Genomic DNA, 19159 nt, shown 5'->3' with positions numbered 1-19159 from the left:
ATGAGCAGTGGCGGCGCAAGCCCATCCGACTGGCTGCTGGAGGTTAACAACCTCGCCTGTGGCTACAACGGTGCAACGGTGGTCAACAACATCCATTTCGCCCTCGGCCATGGTGACATTGGCTGCCTGCTCGGCCCCAGCGGCTGCGGCAAGAGCACGATCCTGCGTGCCCTGGCCGGCTTCCTGCCGCTGACCGCCGGCGAAGTCCGTCTGCAATCCCGGGCCATCAGCCTGCCGGGGCGTACGGTGGCGCCGGAGCAGCGAAAAATCGGCATGGTGTTTCAGGACTACGCCCTCTTCCCCCACCTGACTGTCGCCGGCAATATCAGCTTTGGCCTGAGGCACAGCTCACGGGCACAACGTCAGCGCAAGGTGGCGGAGCTGCTGGATCTGGTGCACCTCAAGGACCTGGCCCAAAGCTATCCCCACGAGCTCTCGGGCGGTCAGCAGCAGCGGGTGGCACTGGCCCGGGCCCTGGCCCCGGAACCGACCCTGATTCTGCTGGATGAACCGTTCTCCAACCTGGACGCCGACCTGCGCCGACGGCTCAGTCTGGACGTGCGTGAGATTCTCAAATCCCTCGGCATCAGCGCGTTGCTGGTCACCCACGACCAGCAGGAAGCCTTTGCCATGTGCGACCAGATTGCGGTGCTGCGCGCCGGCAGCATCCAGCAGTGGGATGAGCCGTACAACCTCTACCACGAACCGGTCAATCGATTTGTGGCAGGTTTTATCGGCCAGGGCGGCTTCATACCCGGCAAGGCACTGGGGCCGGATGCGATTGAATCGGAACTGGGGATTATTCGCGGCAACCGGGCCTACAAATGGCCAGCCGGCACCCAGGTCGATGTGCTCATCCGCCCTGACGACATCGTTTTCGACGCCGAATCATCGCTAAAGCCCAAGGTGGTGGAAAAAACCTTCGCCGGCACGTCCACCCTGTACCGGTTCAAATTGTCGAACGACACGGAGTTCGAGGCGCTGTTCCGCAGCCACCTGGACTTCCAACTCGGTGAAACGGTCCCGGTCAGGGTCGAGGCGGATCACCTCATCGCCTTTGAACGGGGCTGAGCCACCCGCCCCCGCCGGCAGGGGGCGAGCGGTGGCCGCGCCGCTCACTTATGGCAGATGCGCTCTATCGCATCCTCCCAGCCAGCGTAGAGGGATTCCCGCAGGCCCGGTGCCATGTCGGGCTCAAACCGGCGTTCGCGCTCCCACATAGTGGCGATATCGTCCAAGCCTTGGTAGACCCCTACCTGCAAACCCGCCAAGTAGGCCGCACCCAGGGCGGTGGTTTCGGTAACCCGGGGACGATCCACCGGCACATTGAGAATGTCTGCCAGGAACTGCATCACCCAGTCGTTCACCGCCATGCCGCCGTCTACCCGCAACTCCTGGAGCCGGGCGCCGTCGTTCTGGATCGCCCGAATCAGATCCTTGGTTTGATAACACACCGACTGCAGACCCGCGGTGACAATTTCGGCAATGCCGGTATCCCGAGTCAGCCCGAACAGCGCGCCACGGGCATCCGGGTCCCAGTGCGGAGCCCCCAGGCCGGTGAACGCCGGCACCATGTACACCGAGTTCTCCACCCCAACCGTCTCGGCGAGGGCGGTGGACTCGCGGGCATGGCCAATCAGCTTGAGCCCATCCCGCAACCACTGCATGGCGGCTCCGGCCACAAAAATGCTGCCCTCCACGGCGTAACTGACCTGTCCCTCCAGCCGGTAACCCACCGTGGTCAGCAATCGGTTCTCTGATCGCAGGGCCTCACTGCCGGTGTTCAGCATGAGAAAGCAGCCGGTGCCATAGGTGCTCTTGGCCATACCGCTCTGAAAACAGGCCTGTCCCACCAGAGCCGCCTGCTGGTCCCCGGCGATGCCCGCCACCCGTACCGGCGCACCCAGGATGTGAGCGGAAACGGTGCCAAACTCCGCGGCGGAATCCTTCACCTCCGGCAGAATCGCCCGGGGCACCCTGAACAGATCAAGCAGATCGCTGTCCCAATCCTGGCTATGAATGTTAAACAACGCCGTGCGCGAGGCGTTACTGGCATCGGTCAAGTGGGACCGGCCATCGGTGAGCTGCCACAGCAACCAGGTATCCACTGTCCCAAAGGCCAGCTCACCGGCCTCGGCCCGAGCCCTCGCGCCTTCCACTTCGTCCAGTATCCAGGCAACCTTGGTGGCAGAAAAGTAGGGGTCGATCAACAGCCCCGTCCGCTCCACTACCAGGCTCTCGTGCCCTTTACTGCGTAGCTGGGCACAGATGGCGGCGGTACGCCGATCCTGCCAGACGATGGCGCGATGAATCGGCTGGCCGGTGGCACGATCCCAGATGATGGTCGTTTCCCGCTGATTGGTGATACCAATCCCGGCGATCTCTTTCGCCTCAATGCTGGCCTGGCGAACCGCATCCCGACACACCTGCAACGAGCTCTCCCAGATCTCCATCGCGTCGTGCTCGACCCAGCCGTCTCGGGGGAAGTGCTGCTGAAACTCCTGCTGGGCGACGGCGACAATTTCGCCCTGTTGGGTAAAAACGATGGCCCGGGAACTGGTCGTGCCCTGGTCAATGGCCAGCAGATAGGTTGGCATCCTGAGTGTCCTTTTACGTCACGTGAATACCGCTTGGCGGCGGGCGATCGAAACAGGCCCACAAAGCGGCGAGCTTATAGTTGGATTTTCGTAAACGAAAATTATAATGAACTCATCGCCATTCGAAAACCCACATGCAGCATCTGCGTCACCCAACGAGACCCAATCCATGACCATCAACGCACGCCACGAAAACATCGTCGAACTGGTCAGCGACCGTGGCTTTATGACGGTGGAGACTCTGGCAGAGCACTTTAACGTTACTCCCCAGACCATTCGCCGGGACATCAACACCCTGGACGACGCCGGCCGGCTAAGGCGCTATCATGGCGGCGCCGGACTCCCCGCCAGCACCACCAACCTCGCCTATGCCGAGCGCCGTATCCGCAACCTGGACGAAAAACAGCGCATTGCCGAAGCCATTGCCGAACAGGTACCGGACAACAGCTCCCTGTTCATTAACATTGGCACCACCACCGAAACCATTGCCAAGGCCCTACTCGGCAAATCCGGACTGACCGTGATCACCAACAACCTCCATGTTGCCAGCATTCTGTGCAGCAAGGACGACTTTACCGTCATCATTGCCGGCGGCATGGTGCGCAACCGGGACGGCGGCATCATCGGCGAAGCCACCCAGGAATTCATCCGCCAGTTCAAGGTGGATATTGCGGTTATCGGCATCAGCGGCATCGACAACGACGGCGACCTGCTGGATTTCGACTACCAGGAAGTTCGCGTCGCCCAGGCCATCATCGAACACAGCCGCCAGGTCTTCCTGGCCGCGGACCACACCAAGTTCGGCCGCAACGCCATGATTCGCCTTGGCCACATATCCCAGGCAACACACCTGTTCACCGACTTGCAACCGAACAAGCGGCTGAGCGCCTGCATCAAGGATTCCGGCGTAAAACTGATTATTGCACCGGAATCAGAGACTTTCTGAGCACAAATGTTCGAAGGTGAAAATTTATCTTGGTTTCCACTGCGACTTTTCGCTAATATCGCCCTATATCATTTTCATTTTTGAACATTCGGGCGCTAAAATGGGCATTCAGGACAACCGGAACAAGACCACTTCCTACCAGGTATCAAGCACCTACGACCTCCTGATCATTGGCGGCGGCATTAACGGTACCGGCATCGCGGCCGATGCCGCCGGACGCGGCCTCAACGTCATGCTGTGCGAGCAGAGCGATCTTGGCTCCGCCACTTCCTCCGCCAGCAGCAAGCTGGTGCATGGCGGACTGCGTTACCTCGAACACTACGAATTCCGCTTGGTGCGGGAAGCTTTGGCTGAACGGGAGGTCCTGCTGAAAATCGCCCCTCACCTGGTCCGCCCGATGCGCTTCACCCTGCCCCATCGACGCCACCTGCGTCCGGGATGGATGATTCGCTGCGGCCTGTTCCTATACGACCACCTGGCGCCTCGGGAAACCCTGCCGCCGGCGCGGCGAGTGCGCTTCAACGGATCGGGCCCACTTAACCCCGCCATCAAGAAGGGCTACAGCTATTCCGACTGCTGGGTCGATGACGCCCGACTGGTGATTGCCAACGCCCAGGCCGCCCGCAACTATGGCGCCCGGGTTGCGCCATACACTCGGTGCGTGAAGGCACGGCAATTGAAAGATCAGGCACTGTGGGCGGTCGAGCTGAAGGACACCCGCACCGGCGAACTCAACACCGTTTACGCCAAGGCACTGGTCAATGCCAGCGGCCCGTGGGCGGCACAGATCTTCGACCAGGCCCTGGATCGACCGTCACCCCATGGCGTCAGGCTGATCAAGGGCAGCCATATCATCGTGCCGCGACTGGTCGACAGTGAAGAGGCCTACATCCTGCAAAATACGGATCGCCGAATCGTATTCGTGCTGCCTTATGAAGAAAGGTTCAGCCTCATCGGCACCACCGACAAGGAATACCAGGGCAATCCGGCGGACGTCGCTATAGATGACGACGAGGTCGACTATCTGCTCACTGTGGTCAATGAGCACTTCATCAGCCAGCTGTCCCGGGACGATGTCGTGCACAGTTACTCCGGCGTACGGCCCCTGCTCGATGACGAATCCAGCGATCCGTCGGCGATCACCCGCGACTATACGCTCGAACTGCAAGGCGACGCCTCCCAAGCTCCGCTGCTGAGCGTCTTTGGCGGCAAGATCACAACCTACCGAAAACTGGCGGAAGCCGCAGTGGAGCGTCTGCGGGCCTGGTTCCCGACGATGGGGCCCGCCTTCACCGGCTCGATGCCATTGCCGGGTGCCACGCGTCAGCTGAACAACCGCAGGGCAATCCTGGAGTGCCTCACCAGCCTGTACCCACAGCTACCACCCGAGATGCTGAATCGCTTCAGCCGCAGCTATGGCCTGCTGGCGATTCGCTTTCTTGGCGAGCGGCAATCCACCGCTGAGATGGGACAACACTTTGGCAGCACCCTGTACGAGTGCGAGACAAGGTATCTGGTGGAACAGGAATGGGCACGCACCACCGACGACGTGTTATGGCGGCGCAGCAAGCTGGGCCTGCAACTGGAGCCGGAGCAGGTGGAAAACCTGAAACTGTGGTTGGAGGCCGAGAACGGACAATGCGGACAAAAAAAAGGGCCGGAAATTCCGGCCCTCAAATGACGAATGAAACAAGGAAAGTTCGTAAGAACTACAACCTCAAAAGTCATCCCTTACCCGTACAGTATGCTCATTGAGCCCCCACGGCTCAGTGAGCATTAGGTGTTACTTTGTTACATTGGGTCACCTAGCGGTACATACGTCACATTTCCGAGCCCTTAGAGGGCGCCCTCAAGAGGCGCCTTGCGGGGCCAGACCAGACTGAAGCGGGCACCACCCAGGTCCTCACTGCGACTGACGAAAGCCTGGCCGCCGTGCCAGTACAAAATCCGCCTGACGATGGACAAGCCCAACCCGTAACCACCCGAGGTTCGGGTCCGGCTGTCGTCGAGACGGGCAAAAGCGGTAAACACCTTCTCCCAGTCTTCCTCCGGAATGCCTGAGCCGTCATCCTCCACATCCACCCGACAGTTGTCCTCATCGAGTTGGCAGCGAACCCGGACCCTGGTACTGGCGTAACGGGCAGCATTGCCCACCAGATTCTGGACGGCGCGATGAAGGTAGCGAGGCTCAACGTCGGACATCGCCCAGCGTTCGCAGTCATCGCTGATATCCGCCTCAATGACGGTGTCCGGGCGGACCAACTGCTGCTCGCCCACCACCTGCCGCACAATGTCCGTCACCGATGCCTCCACCAGGGAGAACACCGGCCCACCCTGCTCCAACCGGGCATAGGTCAGGATTTCATCGATCAGCTCGTCGAGCTCCTGGATATCGCCATCAATGCCATCCAACTGTTTCTGCAGCGCCTCCGGGCTATTGCTACCCTCCAGCATCTGCACGCCGAAGCGAATCCGCGCCACCGGGGTGCGCAATTCATGAGACACCGCATGGATCATTTCCCGCTGCACCCCCACCAGCCTCTGGATCTGCTCCGCCATGCCGTTAAAGGCTCCGGCAAGCCGTGACACCAAGGTGCTGTCCCCGGCCTCCACTCGCGCCCCCATCTCTCCCCGGGCAATGCGCACCGCGACCGACTCTACCGCCCGCAGGTTGTGATCGACGCCCCGCAATAACAGATACAGCGCTGCAGCCAGCACGCTGGCGGCCACCACCGCCAGCAGCAGGATGACTGACCAGTGCCAAGGATTGAAAGCAGAGGGCGGTGTCATGCCCAACAAGGTGCCGTCCTGCAAGCGGATCAGCACCTTGGTGGTATCCGCCTCGTCGCCCCGATACAAAGCCACATGGCGCTGGGTCACCTGCTCCAGCACGCTGGTGTCGGGCACGCTGCCACGGATCAACGGGGTTAGGACAACTCCGAGGGCCTCGGACAACTGGGCCATGAGCGTATCCCGCTCATCCGGTAGGGTTTCGTTGAGATGAAACAGGGAAACATAGGCAATCGCTTCGGCGACCTGTTTGTAGGTATCCCGAAAATTAGCCTCCAGCACACGCCCCTGGCTATCGACCACCATCACCCGCCAACCCAGGCTGGTCGCGTCAGCCACCACCTGGCCGTAGTCCAGGCGCTCCCGCGTGACCGGGCCCGCCACCAGATCGACAGGCGCAAGCCGGCGTACATCAGACAACTCTGCCAACCAAGGATACTGGACCAGTGGCTCAGGTATTGATGCCAACCATCGCATCAAGGGCGCCGGGTACTGTTCGTGCCAAGCCTGCAGGCGAACGGCATTGCTGCCCCAGAACAGGGAAAAGCACAACAACAAGACCACGGTTGTCAGCCCGATCAGGCGCAGGTACAGCTTCAGGAACAGCTTCAGGGGCATGAGTCCTACCCTGGAGAAACGGGCCGGCGCTCCACCGGCGCAGGCCACTGGTAGTCAGTCAGGCTTCCTTGACGAACAGATAGCCCTTGCTGCGAACGGTCTTGATCCGCCGCGGGTGTACCGGATCGTCGCCAATCTTGGGGCGAATCCGTGAGACCCGAACGTCAATCGAGCGATCCTGACCGTCGTACTCGATACCCCGAAGCGCGGTGAAGATCTCTTCCCGACTCAATACCCGCCCGGCACTGCTGGCCAGCAGCCACAACAGGTCAAACTCGGCGCTGGTCAGATCAATGCTCTTATCGTTAAGCCAGGCTTCCCGCATCGAGCGATCCACCACCAGGTCGTTAAACTGCAAGCGCACCGGTTCATCTTCGCCCTCTGCCTCCGCCGAGGACCCAGCAGTCTCGCCAACGCGACGCAACAGCGCCCGAATCCGGGCCAGCAATACCCGTGGTTGCACCGGCTTGCCGATGTAATCGTCCGCACCCATTTCGAGCCCGAGCACCTGATCCAGGTCGTCGGTTCTGGCCGTCAACATGATGATCGGCCCCGAAAAATACGGTCGCACCCGGCGGCAAATGGACAATCCATCTTCCCCTGGCAGCATCAAATCCAGCACCACCAGATCCGGCTGCTCATTGCGGATGCGATCGACTGCGTGCCCGCCATGGGATTCAACAGCCACCGTGAGCCCGTTCCCCTCCAAGTACTCCCGGGTCAGATCCGCCAGCCGTTCATCATCCTCAACGATGAGGATACGCCAACTTTCATTCGTCTGTTCCACGCCATCCATCTCTGATTTTGTTTTCCGGAACGGGTACCCGCCGCTAGACAGACCCAACCTCGCCTCCGTGCCTCAGCTACGGAGATCGCTTACTGCCCGCCTGACCGTAGGCTTTACGACCCCACGCGTTGCGTACTGCCAAAATGTTAAGCACTGCCTCAGCAGGTAAAGGCAGCCCTAACCTTTAAGGAGCCTCTTAGCCCAAGTGCTTTCTTAACCTAAGCACGCTCTTAACCTAACTACGTTCTTAACCTAATACGTTCTTAACCTTAAGTACTCTCTTAAACAGTACAGGCAACGTCCTGTAACAGCAATTATACATGGTATTCAGAAATATACATGGAACCGGCCAATCGTAACACCATGTGACGCATTGCCCGCTGGCCCGATCGGCCCCGCTGCTGTCACAGTTCCGTCACCCCCACTTCATCGAGCTGTCACACCGGCTTCATAGGCTTGTCTGAAAATGGAAACAAAGAGACAGCACCATGACCGTACAAACCGCTCGCGCTGCCCGCTCAGCCCGTCGCCTTAAGACTGTCATTACCCGCCAGCCCAGCTTGATCGAAGCGGCCCAACGGCTACGTTACGAGGTGTTTTCCGAAGAGTATGAGTCAGACTTGGGCAGCTGCACCCCCGGCCTGGACGCGGATGAGTTTGACAGCTGGTGCGACCATCTTGTGGTGACCGACGAAGCCAACGGCCAATTAGTGGCCACCACGCGGATCCTCCACAGCGACGGCGCCGCCCAAGCCGGCGGTTTCTATTCCGAAGGCGAATTCAACCTGACCAACCTGTACCGCCTGCCGGGCACGGTGGCCGAACTGGGCCGCACCTGCGTGCATCCCGACTATCGCAGTGGCGCCACCATCAGCATGCTCTGGGCGTCCGTTGCTGAATACCTGGTCGCCCAACGGGTCGATTACTTGATCGGCTGCGCCAGCATTGGCATGTCCGATGGCGGACAGCGAGCCTGGCGCATCGCCAAGCATTTGCAGCAGGAGTACCTGGCGGATGAGCGTTTCCGGGTGACGCCGAAGCGGGACCTGCCCCACCTGACTCACCCGGTCAGCGACGACCGACCGGTGGAGGCACCGGCGCTGATCAAGGCCTATATGCGCCTGGGGGCCAGGGTCTGCGGTGAGCCCTGCTGGGATCCGGATTTCCGCTGCGCAGACCTGCTGGTGGTCCTGGAAGTCAACCAGCTTGCGGACCGCTACAGCAAGCATTTCATGCGCCGTCAGAAGGATTGACACACCGGCTTTGCGAAGGAGACGCAAACATGGGCTACATTCGCCTGAGCGTTAGACTGACGCTGTTCGTGCTGTTCCTCGGTTTCACCGCCGGGGTTGCCGTTGCGGTATCACTGGCTGAACTGATCAAACGTCGCCCCATCGACCGCACGCCCTACGCCAGCTTCTGTTTCCAGGGCGCGGTACGCTGTCTTGGGTTTCGGGTCAGACAACAGGGCCAGGCAATCGACGGGCCGGTGCTGTTTATCAGCAACCACATCTCCTGGTCGGACATTCCAGTACTCGGCGGCACGGCCCCGTTGAGATTTTTGTCCAAGGCGGAAGTCGGGCAATGGCCACTGATCGGTTGGCTCGCCCATCAGGCAGGGACCCTGTTCATCCAGCGCCGCAGCGGTAAATCCGGACTCAGTCGCCAGGAAATTGCCGCAACACTACACCAGGGCCAATCCGTGCTGGTGTTTCCCGAAGGTACCACCAGCGCCGGCCTCACCGTTCTGCCCTTCCATCAGCGGCTATTGTGGGCAGCCGCGGACGCGGGTGTCGCCATCCAGCCCATCAGCATCGGATACCTGCGAGACGGCCAGCCGGATCATTTGGCACCGTTCATTGGGGACGACGACTTCCAGTCACACCTGATGCGGTTACTGCAAAAACCGGCAGTGGAGGTCGGCGTGGTCTATCACCCGCCGGTTACCGTGGTGCCAGGCGCTCTCATGGATACCCGCATGGACACCGACATGGACACTCTCTGCCAGACCCTGCGCCAGACCGTGATGGAGGGGCTGACGCAGATCCATCAGAGCGGGGCTCAGTCAGGCACCGCCGGCAAACCGGTCTCTGCCCGCTGAACGCTTCTCGCCGCCGGAACAGCCAGGCGGTACCGGCAGCCCCTCAGAACAGCGGGCGGCCGGCCTCGATCTCGTCCTCGGTCGCCTCCCGCCTGGCGATAATTTCCAGTTCGAAATACAGGGTCAAGCCCGCCAGCGGATGGTTGGCATCCACCATGACCAGATTGCCATCGATCGCCATCACCCGCACCACCTGGGCTTGCTCACCGGTGTTGGTCTGAAACTTCATACCGACCTGTAGATCCTCTATGCCCTCGAAGGCGGAGCGAGGGACCTTGCGCACCAAATCCGGGTTGTGGTCACCGTAAGCCATGGCCGGCGGAATGGTCACCTCCAGGCAGTCACCCGGACCGCGCTCCCGCACGGCCTCCTGAATACCTTCGATAACTCCATCACCACCCAACAGGAAGTGCAGTGGCTCGCCACCCTCGGAGGTATCCACCACCTCGCCGGTGCGGTTCTTCAGTTGATAGTGAACGGTATAAACTGCGGTCGTTTGCATTATGTCTTGGGAATTCCTTTGGTACCGAGGAGACCGGCGAGCGTCAGCCCCTGCAGCAACAGCCGCTGATGCAGCTTTTCCCGCAGGCCCTTCGGCGCATTCAGTCCCATGCGTTTCAACAGCGGCAGAACCGGCGACAGATCCGCCGGGGCCCCCAGGCCTCGCCACAATAGCGCCAGTTTACCACGACGGCTTGCGGTTGCCGCTTTTAACGCCTTGAGCGCCCTACCCAGCGCCAGCTCATCCTCACTGAAATCGCAGCCAAACGGAAACGCCGGGAACAACTCCTCGCCGGTCGCCGGCTGAAACACCGCCCGAACGGATTCCGTCGTGTTATGGCGCCATTCTTCCGGAAGCTCGTAATCCGCCGCCACTTTACCCGCGCGCTTGGCCTGTTTCAGCAGCTTTGGCTGGAACCGGGAGTCGGCGATCCGAATCATCTCCAGATACACCTGTTCATCGGATTTGCCACGCAGATCGGCAATGCCGTACTCGGTCACCACCAGGTCCCGTAGATGCCGGGGAATGGTGCAGTGAGCGTAATTGAACACGATGTTGGATACGGTTTTGCCACCGGACGACCGGGTACTGCGCAAGGTCAGGATAGAGCGGGCATCCGGCAGCTCATGGGCCATGGCAACGAAGTTGTACTGGCCGCCTACGCCACTGACCACCCGGCCATCGTCCAGGCCGTCGGATACGACAGCACCGTCCAGGGTATGCATCATGGCGGAATTGACAAACCGGCTCTCCTTGCGCTGAGCGGCCTTCAATTGTTGATTGCCTAAGCGGTGGTCGTACAGGTGGTTGATGTAATTCACACTGGTCATGCAGATCCGGTCCCGCTGGCCCGGCGTCAATTGCCGCAGCTGCTGATAGAAGGCCTCCGGCCCAAGGTAGAAGCCGCCGTGCAGCACCACCCCACCCTGCAGGCGTTGCCCCAGCGCGAGGAGCGCTATGCCCTCGCGGGCTGACGCATCATCCAGGTCTGGCTCCAGAGTCTGGCCCTGTACCACCAATCGCCCGCCCTTGTAACGCACATCCGCATGGAGAATGCCGTAATGGCTCAGCCAATGTACGTCCCGGGCTCGCAACGGCGAATGAATCAGCTCAGCCTCGCGCAGCGCGTCCAGCGTTGCCAGGCTAACCTCAAGCCCCACCTTGCCCTCATTGATCAGCCGCTGAAGCCCGGCATGATCGAACACCTCCCGCTTCAGCACGCCGGCCTGCAGCAGATGCATGAAGCCATCTACCATCATCTCACTGCAGCCGTACAACCCCTCCTCAAAGGTGCCGGTATCGCCACATTGCTGTGCCGCCGGCTGGCGCCGGGCCACCTCAAGCGCATCGAAAATCTGTCGCCAGGCCGCGTTGCGGGTATGCCGCAGCAGGGTGCTGTGCACCAAGGCAGCCCCCAGGGAGCCAATTCCCACCTGCAGGGTCCCGCCGTCCTTGAGCAACGTACTGGCGTAGAAGCCAATGGCATGATCCACCGAAGAGACGGCCATCTGAGGCACCGAAAACAGCGGGTACTCGGTTTTTTGACGGTCCAGCAGGATGTCAAAGCTGCTGGCGGCCACCTCGGCGTCCCGACCGAGGTAGGGCAGATGTCGATTGGTCTCGGCCACCAGGGCGATGGCCTCCCCGGCCTCGGCCCTGGCACGGAGCGCGGGGAGCAGATCCAGTGACAGATCCGGATTACAACTCAAACTCACCAACTCCGATTCCTTACCCTGAGCCGGCGCCACCAGCTGCCCGACAACATTGACCCCCTGGGCCAACAGATCCCGGACGGCGTGGGTGTAGTTGGTACAGACGTAATTGCGCTGCTGCTCAGTGTTGCCGAGAAAACTTCCGGCCTTAAAGAAGAACTCGGAGACCCGGACATTGTCGGGAAGCTGGCCGTCCACCACATCGCGGGCGTACTCCAGTTCCGGAATGTCGCCATAAAGTCGGTGGGCAAACGGCTCCAGAAAGCGCTGTTCCAGGGACGAATGCCCTTGGGGTGCCAGCATGGAAATGGCCGTTATGATGTGCAGATCGATGGTGGCATCCTGCTGGGCCCGGCGATAGAGCGCGTTCACGAATCGCACCGGCTTACCCAATCCCAATGGCAGACCGAGAATGATCCGGTTACCCACCCGTTCAATCACCGCATCCACACAGGCTTCACCGCTGGCCACCTTGACCGGGCTGTCTGACACCATCGCAACACTCCCCTATCACGAAACATCCAATGGACAGGGATAATCACACGACTGGGCGCGGCAGACAACGTAGGGGACCATCGGAATGAAGGCTCGAAGCAATTTGGCCCAGGCAGGCAGACAGGGAAATACGTCAAAGAAAGGCAGAATCAGCGCCGGAAACGACGTTCAGAGCGGGGAGTGCAAAGGCGTGGGGTTTAGCAAACTAACAACGTAACAATTGAACAACCGGAGGATCAGAATTTCCACTTCAGGTTCAGGCAGGCGCCGCGCTGCAACAGCGCCACGCCATGATCCGGTTTGACCGCCTGAGAGGCGTAGCTCTTGTCATCAGCGGCGCTATTGAAGCCGAGACTGAGCAAACGTGAGCCGATTTCGGTCAACGCATCGGTTTCATCCCGCTCAAAATCCCCTGACATCTGCTCCTGCAGCTGATACAGGTTATCCACGGCAATTTCAGCCAACACCGGCTCACGCTCCGCGGCATCGGCCCGAACGACAAAGGTCAGCATGTTGAGCGCCAGCAAGGCGACGAAGATTCGAATAACCATAATTAGCCTGACTACTGATTTGCGAAGCGAATTTTAGAGCTCCATTAGGCTAAAGTCTAATCAACTTGAGTCTCATATCTGTGAAAGGCGACACATTGTCATCGGCTTTTTGTCACCAACTGCAACAGAACGTGTCAATTTATCATCAATCAACGTCGAATTCCGCCAGCTTAGACTTTGTCATCAAGCAAATAGCAAATCCGCAGGAACCAGCCTACCATTTGTTAACATTTTGTCATGTTAGCCATCTTCCGATACCACCTGATGGCCTGGGGAGGTAACTCGAGTGGTCAGAGAGTAAACAGAATGTCATCGCGCTGTCGCCTGGCTGTCACAGAGTCTTTCCATAGTGACAGCAGGGAGATGGAGAGCCGAGCCTGGCAACCTGGCCGGGCCGGCCCCATCCGCCAGTCCATATCGGCATGGTAAGCGCATGACAGAACCGACAAGAACATCCATACGACCCCGTCACATTGCCATCGTGTCCGAGACCTTCCCCCCGGAAGTCAACGGCGTCGCCAACACCCTGCGCCATTTGTGCCAGGGTTTGATGCAACAAGGCCATCGAGTCTCGGTGGTGCGTCCGCGCCAGCAGGACGAATCCGGCGCCGAGGTTCAGGCCGCGGGTCAGGCCCTGTTCACCAGTGAACACCTGGTGACGGGCATTCCGCTGCCCGGGTATCCGGAACTGCGTTTCGGCCTGGCCCGCACCGGCAGGCTGACCAAACTCTGGCGCCGTCAGCGCCCCGACGCCCTCTACGTGGCCACTGAAGGCCCCTTGGGCGTCGTCGCCGTGAGTGCGGCGCAACGCCTCGGCATTCCGGTCAGCTCCGGCTTTCACACCAATTTCCACAGTTACAGCCACTATTACGGCGCCGGCTTCCTGGAAAAACTGCTGTGCGGCTACGGCCGCTGGTTCCATAACCGCACCGCCATTACGCTGGTGCCCACCCGCAAGATGCAGGACGCGGTGCGGGCCATGGGCGTGCAGAGCACCGGACTGTGGAGCCGCGGCGTGGATTGCACCCGCTTTACCCCCCACAAGCGCGATACGGAGCTGCGATCAAGCTGGGGCGTGGCGCCGAACGAACGGGTGGTGCTCTACGTCGGTCGACTGGCGTCGGAGAAAAACCTGCAGATGGCCTCGGCCTGCTTCGAGCGAATCCGCAACCTGCACCCCAAGGCCCGATTCGTGCTAGTGGGCGACGGTCCCATGCGCAAACGGCTGGCCGAGAAACACCCGGATTACCTGTTCTGCGGCATGCAGCGCGGGGAAGCCCTGGCACGGCACTACGCCTCCGGGGACATCTTTCTGTTTCCCAGCAAGACCGACACCTTTGGCAACGTGGTTACCGAGGCCATGGCCAGTGGCCTGGCGGTGGTTGCCTATGACGATGCCGCCGCCAGCGAACACATTCAGCACGAAGGCAACGGCATGAAGGCCGACCTGAGTGACGACGACGGCTTTATCGACGCCGCGCTCAAGCTGGCAGACCAACCCACCCTACTCAGCCGGATACGGGCCCAGGCGCGACTGGACGCTCTGGAGCTGAACTGGAGCACACAAATCGAACAGTTCGAACAACTGGTACTCAACCAGCAACACAGGGCCAAATACCATGCCATCAAGCAAAGCATCCCGCTTCTTTGAGGCGGTCGACCAACGGGAGTTCGCCCTCTGCCAGACCATCAACCGGTCACTGCGGTTCCGGCCGGTGCATGGTTACTTTCAGCTCACCAGCAAACTGGGAGACGGCTGGTTCTGGTACGCCCTGATCCTCGCCCTGCCCCTGCTGCGCCCCCAGGACGGTCTGGCCATCGCGCTGTTGATGGTCGCCACCGGCCTGACCTGCACCATGAGCTACAAGCTGCTGAAGCGCTGGCTGATCCGGGAACGCCCGTTCATCTCATTCCCCTCCATCAGTTGCGGTACTCCGCCCCTGGATCGCTACAGCTTCCCCTCCGGGCATACCCTGCATGCGGTCTGCTTCAACACCATGCTGGCCGTGATGATGCCGGGCCTGGCCTGGCTGATTCTGCCCTTCACCTTCAGCGTGGCCGCCTCGCGGGTGGTACTGGGACTGCATTACCCCAGCGATGTGGCCGCCGGCGCGGTCATCGGCGCCAGCCTGGGGTTAACGGCGGTGTACGGATTTAGCGACTGGTTTGTCGCCATGTTTGGCTGAAGGGTGCCACGAGGCTTGGGCGCAGTCTAGTCGAACAACCGCAACTGTTGAGTGGGCGACTGTTCGCTGCGGAATCGCACTCCCAACCCCAGCAGACGCACCGGGCGCTCAGCGTCGGTCACCAATTCCCGCAGCAGGGGCAGGTAGTCCTGAGATTGGGGCTGTTGCACCGATTCGCGCACCCGCTCCAGGGTATGGGTTGAAAAATCGCTGTAGCGGATCTTCACAAACAGCTTATGGATGGGCTTGTCACCGGCCTTGCGGGACAGCCGCCGGACCAGCTCCACCACCAACTCTTCCACCACGGCTTCACAGGCGGCGCGCCCCGGCAGATCCTTGGCAAAGGTACGCTCCACACTCACCGACTTAGCGTTGCGACTCACCACCACCGGCCGCTCGTCACGACCGTGGGCCATCTCATAGAGGCGATAGCCCTGGCGACCAAACTGCTCGGTGAGCTGCTCCGGGCGTAGCGCTTGCAAATCGGCGCAAGTCGCAATGCCCAATTCGTGGAGCTTGCGGGCAGTCACCTTGCCCACGCCGAACAATTTCTCCACCGGCAGGGCACGAACAAAACCGTCGACGTCCTCCGGACGAATCACGAAGAGGCCGTCCGGTTTTTCCCAGTCGCTGGCAATCTTGGCCAGGAACTTGTTGGGTGCGACCCCGGCCGATACCGTGATGCCCACGTCCTGACGGACCCGCTCGCGCAAGTAGCGGGCCATCAGCGTGGCACTGCCGCGATGGGATTCGATGTCGGTCACGTCGAGAAACGCCTCATCCAGCGACAGCGGCTCCACCCATTCCGTGAGTTCCCGGAAGATGGTCATGACCTGACGGGACACTTCCCGATACCGGGCCATATTAGGCGGCACCGTCACCAACTCCGGGCACAGCCGGCGGGCTTCGCCGCCAGGCATGGCCGAACGCACGCCGAACGCCCGCGCCCGGTAGTTGCACGTGGTCACCACGCCCCGGCCGCCCTCGCCGCCAACGGCCAACGGTACTTGGCGCAGGGACGGGTCATCCAGCATCTCGACGGCAGCATAAAAACAGTCACAATCGATATGGATGATCTTTCGCTGGCCCATGGCCGCCACTGCCTGTTCAAGTGGATTTCTGTTGACGTTTGCCACCGCAAAACCATCACCAAGACAACACCTTGTCGCAAGGTACCGCAAAAAGTCCGGAAACACGGCATTTTTCCCTTCCGCAACTTGCGGTACCATGCCCCAAACCGGTTGATCCGACCATGCCAGCCCCGCTCGCCCGGGCGCGCACGGGCATTGGTCCCTTACCGCCCATAAAGGATGTCGCACACTATGACAGCCCCTGTATCGAAGCAAATCGAAACCGAAATTGAAGCCGCCGCTTTCCGTCGTCTCGTGGCGCACCTGCAGGATCACCCCGAGGTTCAGAACATCGATCTGATGAATCTGGCCGGATTTTGCCGCAACTGCCTGTCCAAATGGTACCGGGCGGAAGCCAGTGAACGTGGCGTGGCGCTGTCCGATCCGGATGCCCGCGAGCGCATTTACGGCATGCCCTACGAAGACTGGAAGGCTCGCCATCAGCAAGGCCCCAAGCAGGACGGGCAGCAACCATGACCATCACGGAAGCCGTAACAATCCATCTGGCGTCACTGGACGCCCGGCGCAGTGATTTTGAGGACACCCTCGCGCTGATCGAGCGCTATTTCGATTATACCCCGGCCGGCTTTCACAACGGCCCGCTGTTCAACGGCCCCGGCGAGAACGAAGGGTCCTGCAAGCTGTTTGCCCTCGGCCAGTTCTGCAACCTGAACGAGTCGGAGACATTGCGCTGCTTCGGTCGACACTATCAACAGGTCCTGGACGAGCCTACCGGGAACAGTCACGGCAATATCCGCCAGTTCATCGGCACCGGTTGGTCAGGCATTCGCTTCGAGCAGCCGCCACTGCGCCTGAAAACCACACCCTCACAAGAAGCCGCCCGGGAATCGAATCCATCATGACCAATGCCACCTCTGCGGATGTCACGCACTGCTTCCAGCTCAAGAGCGCCAACGTCTCTCTGACCGCGCTGGAACTTCACTTTTTTGACAGTGACAGCTTCGAGGCAACGCTGCGGGACAAGATCAGTCAGGCCCCCGGGTTTTTCAGGGACATCCCGCTGATTGTCAGCCTGGAAAAATACGAAGGAGCCACCAGCGAGCTCGACTTCTTCAAGCTGATCGGCAGCTGCCGTCGCCACAACATCCATGTGATCGGCGTTCGGGGCGGCAACGAAGACCTGCGCCGCCTGGCCCGCAATGCAGCTCTGGCCCTGCTGCCGGCAGTCAGCCAGCGCGACAGCGCGCCGCCTGAGGCGGCGGCCGCCAGCCACGAGCCCGCACCCGCGCCCCAGGCCGCTGAATCGGCGACGACGGAGACGCGGCCAACCAAAATTGTCAGTCAGACCGTCCGGTCAGGTCAGCAGATCTACGCCCCGGACGGCGATCTGGTCATTTTGGCCCCGGTTCAGGCTGGCGCGGAAGTATTGGCTGCGGGTAACATCCACGTTTATGGTCCGCTGCGCGGACGTGCCCTGGCCGGCATCCATGGCGCCCCCGGCGCACGGATTTTCTGTCAATCGCTGGAAGCCGAACTGGTTTCCATCGCCGGCCAATACAAGATCTCGGAAGACTTACAAGAGAGCGGTTGGAAAACCGCCGTACAAATCCAGCTCAACAATGACGTACTGGTGGCCTCACCACTGGCCGCCGGATGAGCAGCGCAATGAAACCCAGTTCGTCACACTCACGCAAAAGGGATTGCAACCTTGGCTAGAATCATCGTCGTTACCTCAGGCAAAGGCGGCGTAGGTAAAACCACAACCAGCGCTTCAATCAGCACCGGACTGGCCCGTCGTGGCCACAAGACCGTAGTTATTGATTTTGACGTTGGCCTGCGCAACCTGGACCTCATCATGAACTGCGAACGTCGTGTGGTGTACGACTTCGTCAACGTCATCCAGGGCGAAGCCTCTCTGAATCAGGCCCTGATCCGCGACAAGCGGGTTGACTCCCTGTATATCCTGCCCGCATCCCAAACCAGGGAGAAGGAAGCCCTGACCAAAGAGGGCGTGGAAGCGGTCATCAATGAGCTGTCGCAAACTTTCGACTACATTGTCTGCGACTCCCCGGCCGGCATCGAACACGGCGCCCAGATGGCGCTGTACTACGCCGACGAGGCCATCGTTGTGACCAACCCCGAAGTCTCCTCAGTACGCGATTCCGATCGAATTCTGGGCATCCTGCAGAGCAAGTCCCGCCGCGCCGAAATGAGCCAAGACCCCGTCAAGGAGCACCTGCTGCTCACCCGCTACAATCCGGAGCGGGTTGAAAAGGGCGAAATGCTGTCGGTCGGCGACGTGGAAGAAATCTTGGCCATTCCGCTGCTGGGCGTGATTCCGGAGTCTCAGGTGGTACTCAACGCCTCCAACCAGGGCACCCCGGTGATCCTGGAAGAAGACAGCGATGCGGGCCAGGCGTACGAAGACGCCGTCGCCCGTTTGCTAGGCGAAGAACGGGAGCATCGCTTTATGACCTCGCAGAAGAAAGGATTCTTTTCACGGATGTTCAAGGGGTGATAGCGGATGAGTTTCCTGGATTACTTCAGAAGCAAGAAAACAAACAGCGCCAGCGTGGCCAAGGAGCGGCTGCAGATCATTGTTGCCCATGAACGGGGGCATCGCGATCAGCCGGATTACCTGCCCCAGCTCCAGCAGGAGCTGCTGCAGGTGATTCGCAAGTACGTCCAGATCGACGACGACATGGTGCAGGTGGAAGTGGACCGCAACGATAGCTGTTCGGTACTGGAACTGAACGTCACCCTTCCCGAGCAATAACACCGGC

At 60.5% G+C, this 19159-nt stretch carries 19 protein-coding genes; 12 read left to right on the top strand and 7 right to left on the bottom strand.

Annotated features, from left to right (window positions below; all coding sequences use genetic code 11):
- Positions 1 to 1071 carry an ABC transporter ATP-binding protein gene (locus N6L25_RS08500; RefSeq protein WP_271979392.1) on the top strand — a complete coding sequence of 357 codons (1071 nt, stop codon included), beginning with the start codon at positions 1 to 3 and terminating at the stop codon, positions 1069 to 1071.
- A 44-nt stretch (positions 1072 to 1115) separates the two neighbouring features.
- Here the strand turns inward: N6L25_RS08500 and glpK are convergent, their stop codons facing one another.
- The gene (glpK, locus tag N6L25_RS08495; RefSeq protein WP_271979391.1) at positions 1116 to 2597 is read right to left on the bottom strand and encodes a glycerol kinase GlpK; all 1482 of its coding nucleotides are present in this window, start codon (positions 2595 to 2597) and stop codon (positions 1116 to 1118) included.
- Between the two features lie 169 nt (positions 2598 to 2766).
- On the opposite strand from glpK, the gene N6L25_RS08490 reads away from it, so the two are divergent.
- Both N6L25_RS08490 and glpD read left to right on the top strand, forming a co-directional pair.
- Positions 2767 to 3543, top strand: a complete 777-nt coding sequence (locus N6L25_RS08490) for a DeoR/GlpR family DNA-binding transcription regulator (protein ID WP_271979390.1) — start codon at positions 2767 to 2769, stop codon at positions 3541 to 3543.
- Positions 3544 to 3643: 100 nt separating this feature from the next.
- Positions 3644 to 5224: a glycerol-3-phosphate dehydrogenase gene (gene glpD, locus N6L25_RS08485; RefSeq protein WP_271979389.1), complete on the top strand. Its 1581-nt coding sequence runs from the start codon at positions 3644 to 3646 to the stop codon at positions 5222 to 5224.
- 155 nt (positions 5225 to 5379) lie between these two features.
- Here the strand turns inward: glpD and N6L25_RS08480 are convergent, their stop codons facing one another.
- Complete coding sequence (locus N6L25_RS08480; RefSeq protein WP_271979388.1) at positions 5380 to 6951, bottom strand: ATP-binding protein; 1572 nt, start codon at positions 6949 to 6951, stop codon at positions 5380 to 5382.
- 58 nt (positions 6952 to 7009) lie between these two features.
- Positions 7010 to 7747, bottom strand: a complete 738-nt coding sequence (locus N6L25_RS08475; protein ID WP_271979387.1) for a response regulator — start codon at positions 7745 to 7747, stop codon at positions 7010 to 7012.
- 479 nt (positions 7748 to 8226) lie between these two features.
- On the opposite strand from N6L25_RS08475, the gene N6L25_RS08470 reads away from it, so the two are divergent.
- Both N6L25_RS08470 and N6L25_RS08465 read left to right on the top strand, forming a co-directional pair.
- Positions 8227 to 8991 (top strand): GNAT family N-acetyltransferase, encoded by a 765-nt coding sequence (locus tag N6L25_RS08470; RefSeq protein ID WP_271979386.1) that lies wholly within the window; start codon positions 8227 to 8229, stop codon positions 8989 to 8991.
- Between the two features lie 29 nt (positions 8992 to 9020).
- A complete protein-coding gene (locus tag N6L25_RS08465; protein WP_271979385.1) occupies positions 9021 to 9839 on the top strand; it encodes a lysophospholipid acyltransferase family protein in 819 nt (272 codons plus the stop codon).
- Between the two features lie 43 nt (positions 9840 to 9882).
- On the opposite strand, the gene N6L25_RS08460 is transcribed toward N6L25_RS08465, so the two are convergent.
- The 3 genes from N6L25_RS08460 to N6L25_RS08450 all read right to left on the bottom strand — a co-directional run bounded on the left by N6L25_RS08460 (position 9883) and on the right by N6L25_RS08450 (position 13099).
- Complete coding sequence (locus tag N6L25_RS08460; RefSeq protein ID WP_271979384.1) at positions 9883 to 10341, bottom strand: FKBP-type peptidyl-prolyl cis-trans isomerase; 459 nt, start codon at positions 10339 to 10341, stop codon at positions 9883 to 9885.
- The gene (locus tag N6L25_RS08455; protein WP_271979383.1) at positions 10341 to 12548 is read right to left on the bottom strand and encodes an acetyl-CoA hydrolase/transferase C-terminal domain-containing protein; all 2208 of its coding nucleotides are present in this window, start codon (positions 12546 to 12548) and stop codon (positions 10341 to 10343) included. Before N6L25_RS08455 ends, N6L25_RS08460 begins: the two co-directional genes overlap by 1 nt.
- Before the next feature lie 236 nt (positions 12549 to 12784).
- Positions 12785 to 13099 (bottom strand): hypothetical protein, encoded by a 315-nt coding sequence (locus N6L25_RS08450; RefSeq protein ID WP_271979382.1) that lies wholly within the window; start codon positions 13097 to 13099, stop codon positions 12785 to 12787.
- A gap of 433 nt (positions 13100 to 13532) precedes the next feature.
- Between N6L25_RS08450 and N6L25_RS08445 the strand changes: the two genes are divergently transcribed.
- Together N6L25_RS08445 and N6L25_RS08440 are read left to right on the top strand one after the other, a co-directional pair.
- Positions 13533 to 14750: a glycosyltransferase family 4 protein gene (locus N6L25_RS08445; protein WP_271979381.1), complete on the top strand. Its 1218-nt coding sequence runs from the start codon at positions 13533 to 13535 to the stop codon at positions 14748 to 14750.
- Entirely contained in the window at positions 14719 to 15285 is a 567-nt protein-coding gene (locus tag N6L25_RS08440; protein WP_271979380.1) for a phosphatase PAP2 family protein, read from the top strand. Before N6L25_RS08445 ends, N6L25_RS08440 begins: the two co-directional genes overlap by 32 nt.
- A 26-nt stretch (positions 15286 to 15311) precedes the next feature.
- Here N6L25_RS08440 and dinB read toward each other — a convergent pair whose 3' ends face one another.
- Entirely contained in the window at positions 15312 to 16376 is a 1065-nt protein-coding gene (dinB, locus tag N6L25_RS08435; RefSeq protein ID WP_271979379.1) for a DNA polymerase IV, read from the bottom strand.
- A gap of 231 nt (positions 16377 to 16607) precedes the next feature.
- Here dinB and N6L25_RS08430 point away from each other — a divergent pair, with 231 nt between their 5' ends.
- Genes N6L25_RS08430 through minE form a run of 5 tightly spaced genes read left to right on the top strand, consistent with a single transcriptional unit; the run spans position 16608 to position 19152 of the window.
- Positions 16608 to 16892, top strand: coding sequence for a DUF1244 domain-containing protein (locus N6L25_RS08430; RefSeq protein ID WP_271979378.1), 285 nt, complete (start codon positions 16608 to 16610; stop codon positions 16890 to 16892).
- Positions 16889 to 17278, top strand: coding sequence for a HopJ type III effector protein (locus N6L25_RS08425; RefSeq protein ID WP_271979377.1), 390 nt, complete (start codon positions 16889 to 16891; stop codon positions 17276 to 17278). Before N6L25_RS08430 ends, N6L25_RS08425 begins: the two co-directional genes overlap by 4 nt.
- Entirely contained in the window at positions 17275 to 18033 is a 759-nt protein-coding gene (gene minC, locus N6L25_RS08420) for a septum site-determining protein MinC (protein ID WP_271979376.1), read from the top strand. Before N6L25_RS08425 ends, minC begins: the two co-directional genes overlap by 4 nt.
- A 51-nt stretch (positions 18034 to 18084) precedes the next feature.
- Complete coding sequence (gene minD, locus N6L25_RS08415; protein ID WP_271979375.1) at positions 18085 to 18894, top strand: septum site-determining protein MinD; 810 nt, start codon at positions 18085 to 18087, stop codon at positions 18892 to 18894.
- 6 nt (positions 18895 to 18900) lie between these two features.
- Positions 18901 to 19152, top strand: a complete 252-nt coding sequence (minE, locus tag N6L25_RS08410) for a cell division topological specificity factor MinE (RefSeq protein WP_271979374.1) — start codon at positions 18901 to 18903, stop codon at positions 19150 to 19152.
- Positions 19153 to 19159: the final 7 nt, after the last annotated feature.

This window comes from Marinobacter sp. SS21, from assembly GCF_028369065.1.
GTDB lineage: Bacteria > Pseudomonadota > Gammaproteobacteria > Pseudomonadales > Oleiphilaceae > Marinobacter.
The sequence above is the reverse complement of the archived record's forward strand: the minus strand, read 5'-3'. Positions and strand labels throughout refer to the sequence as shown.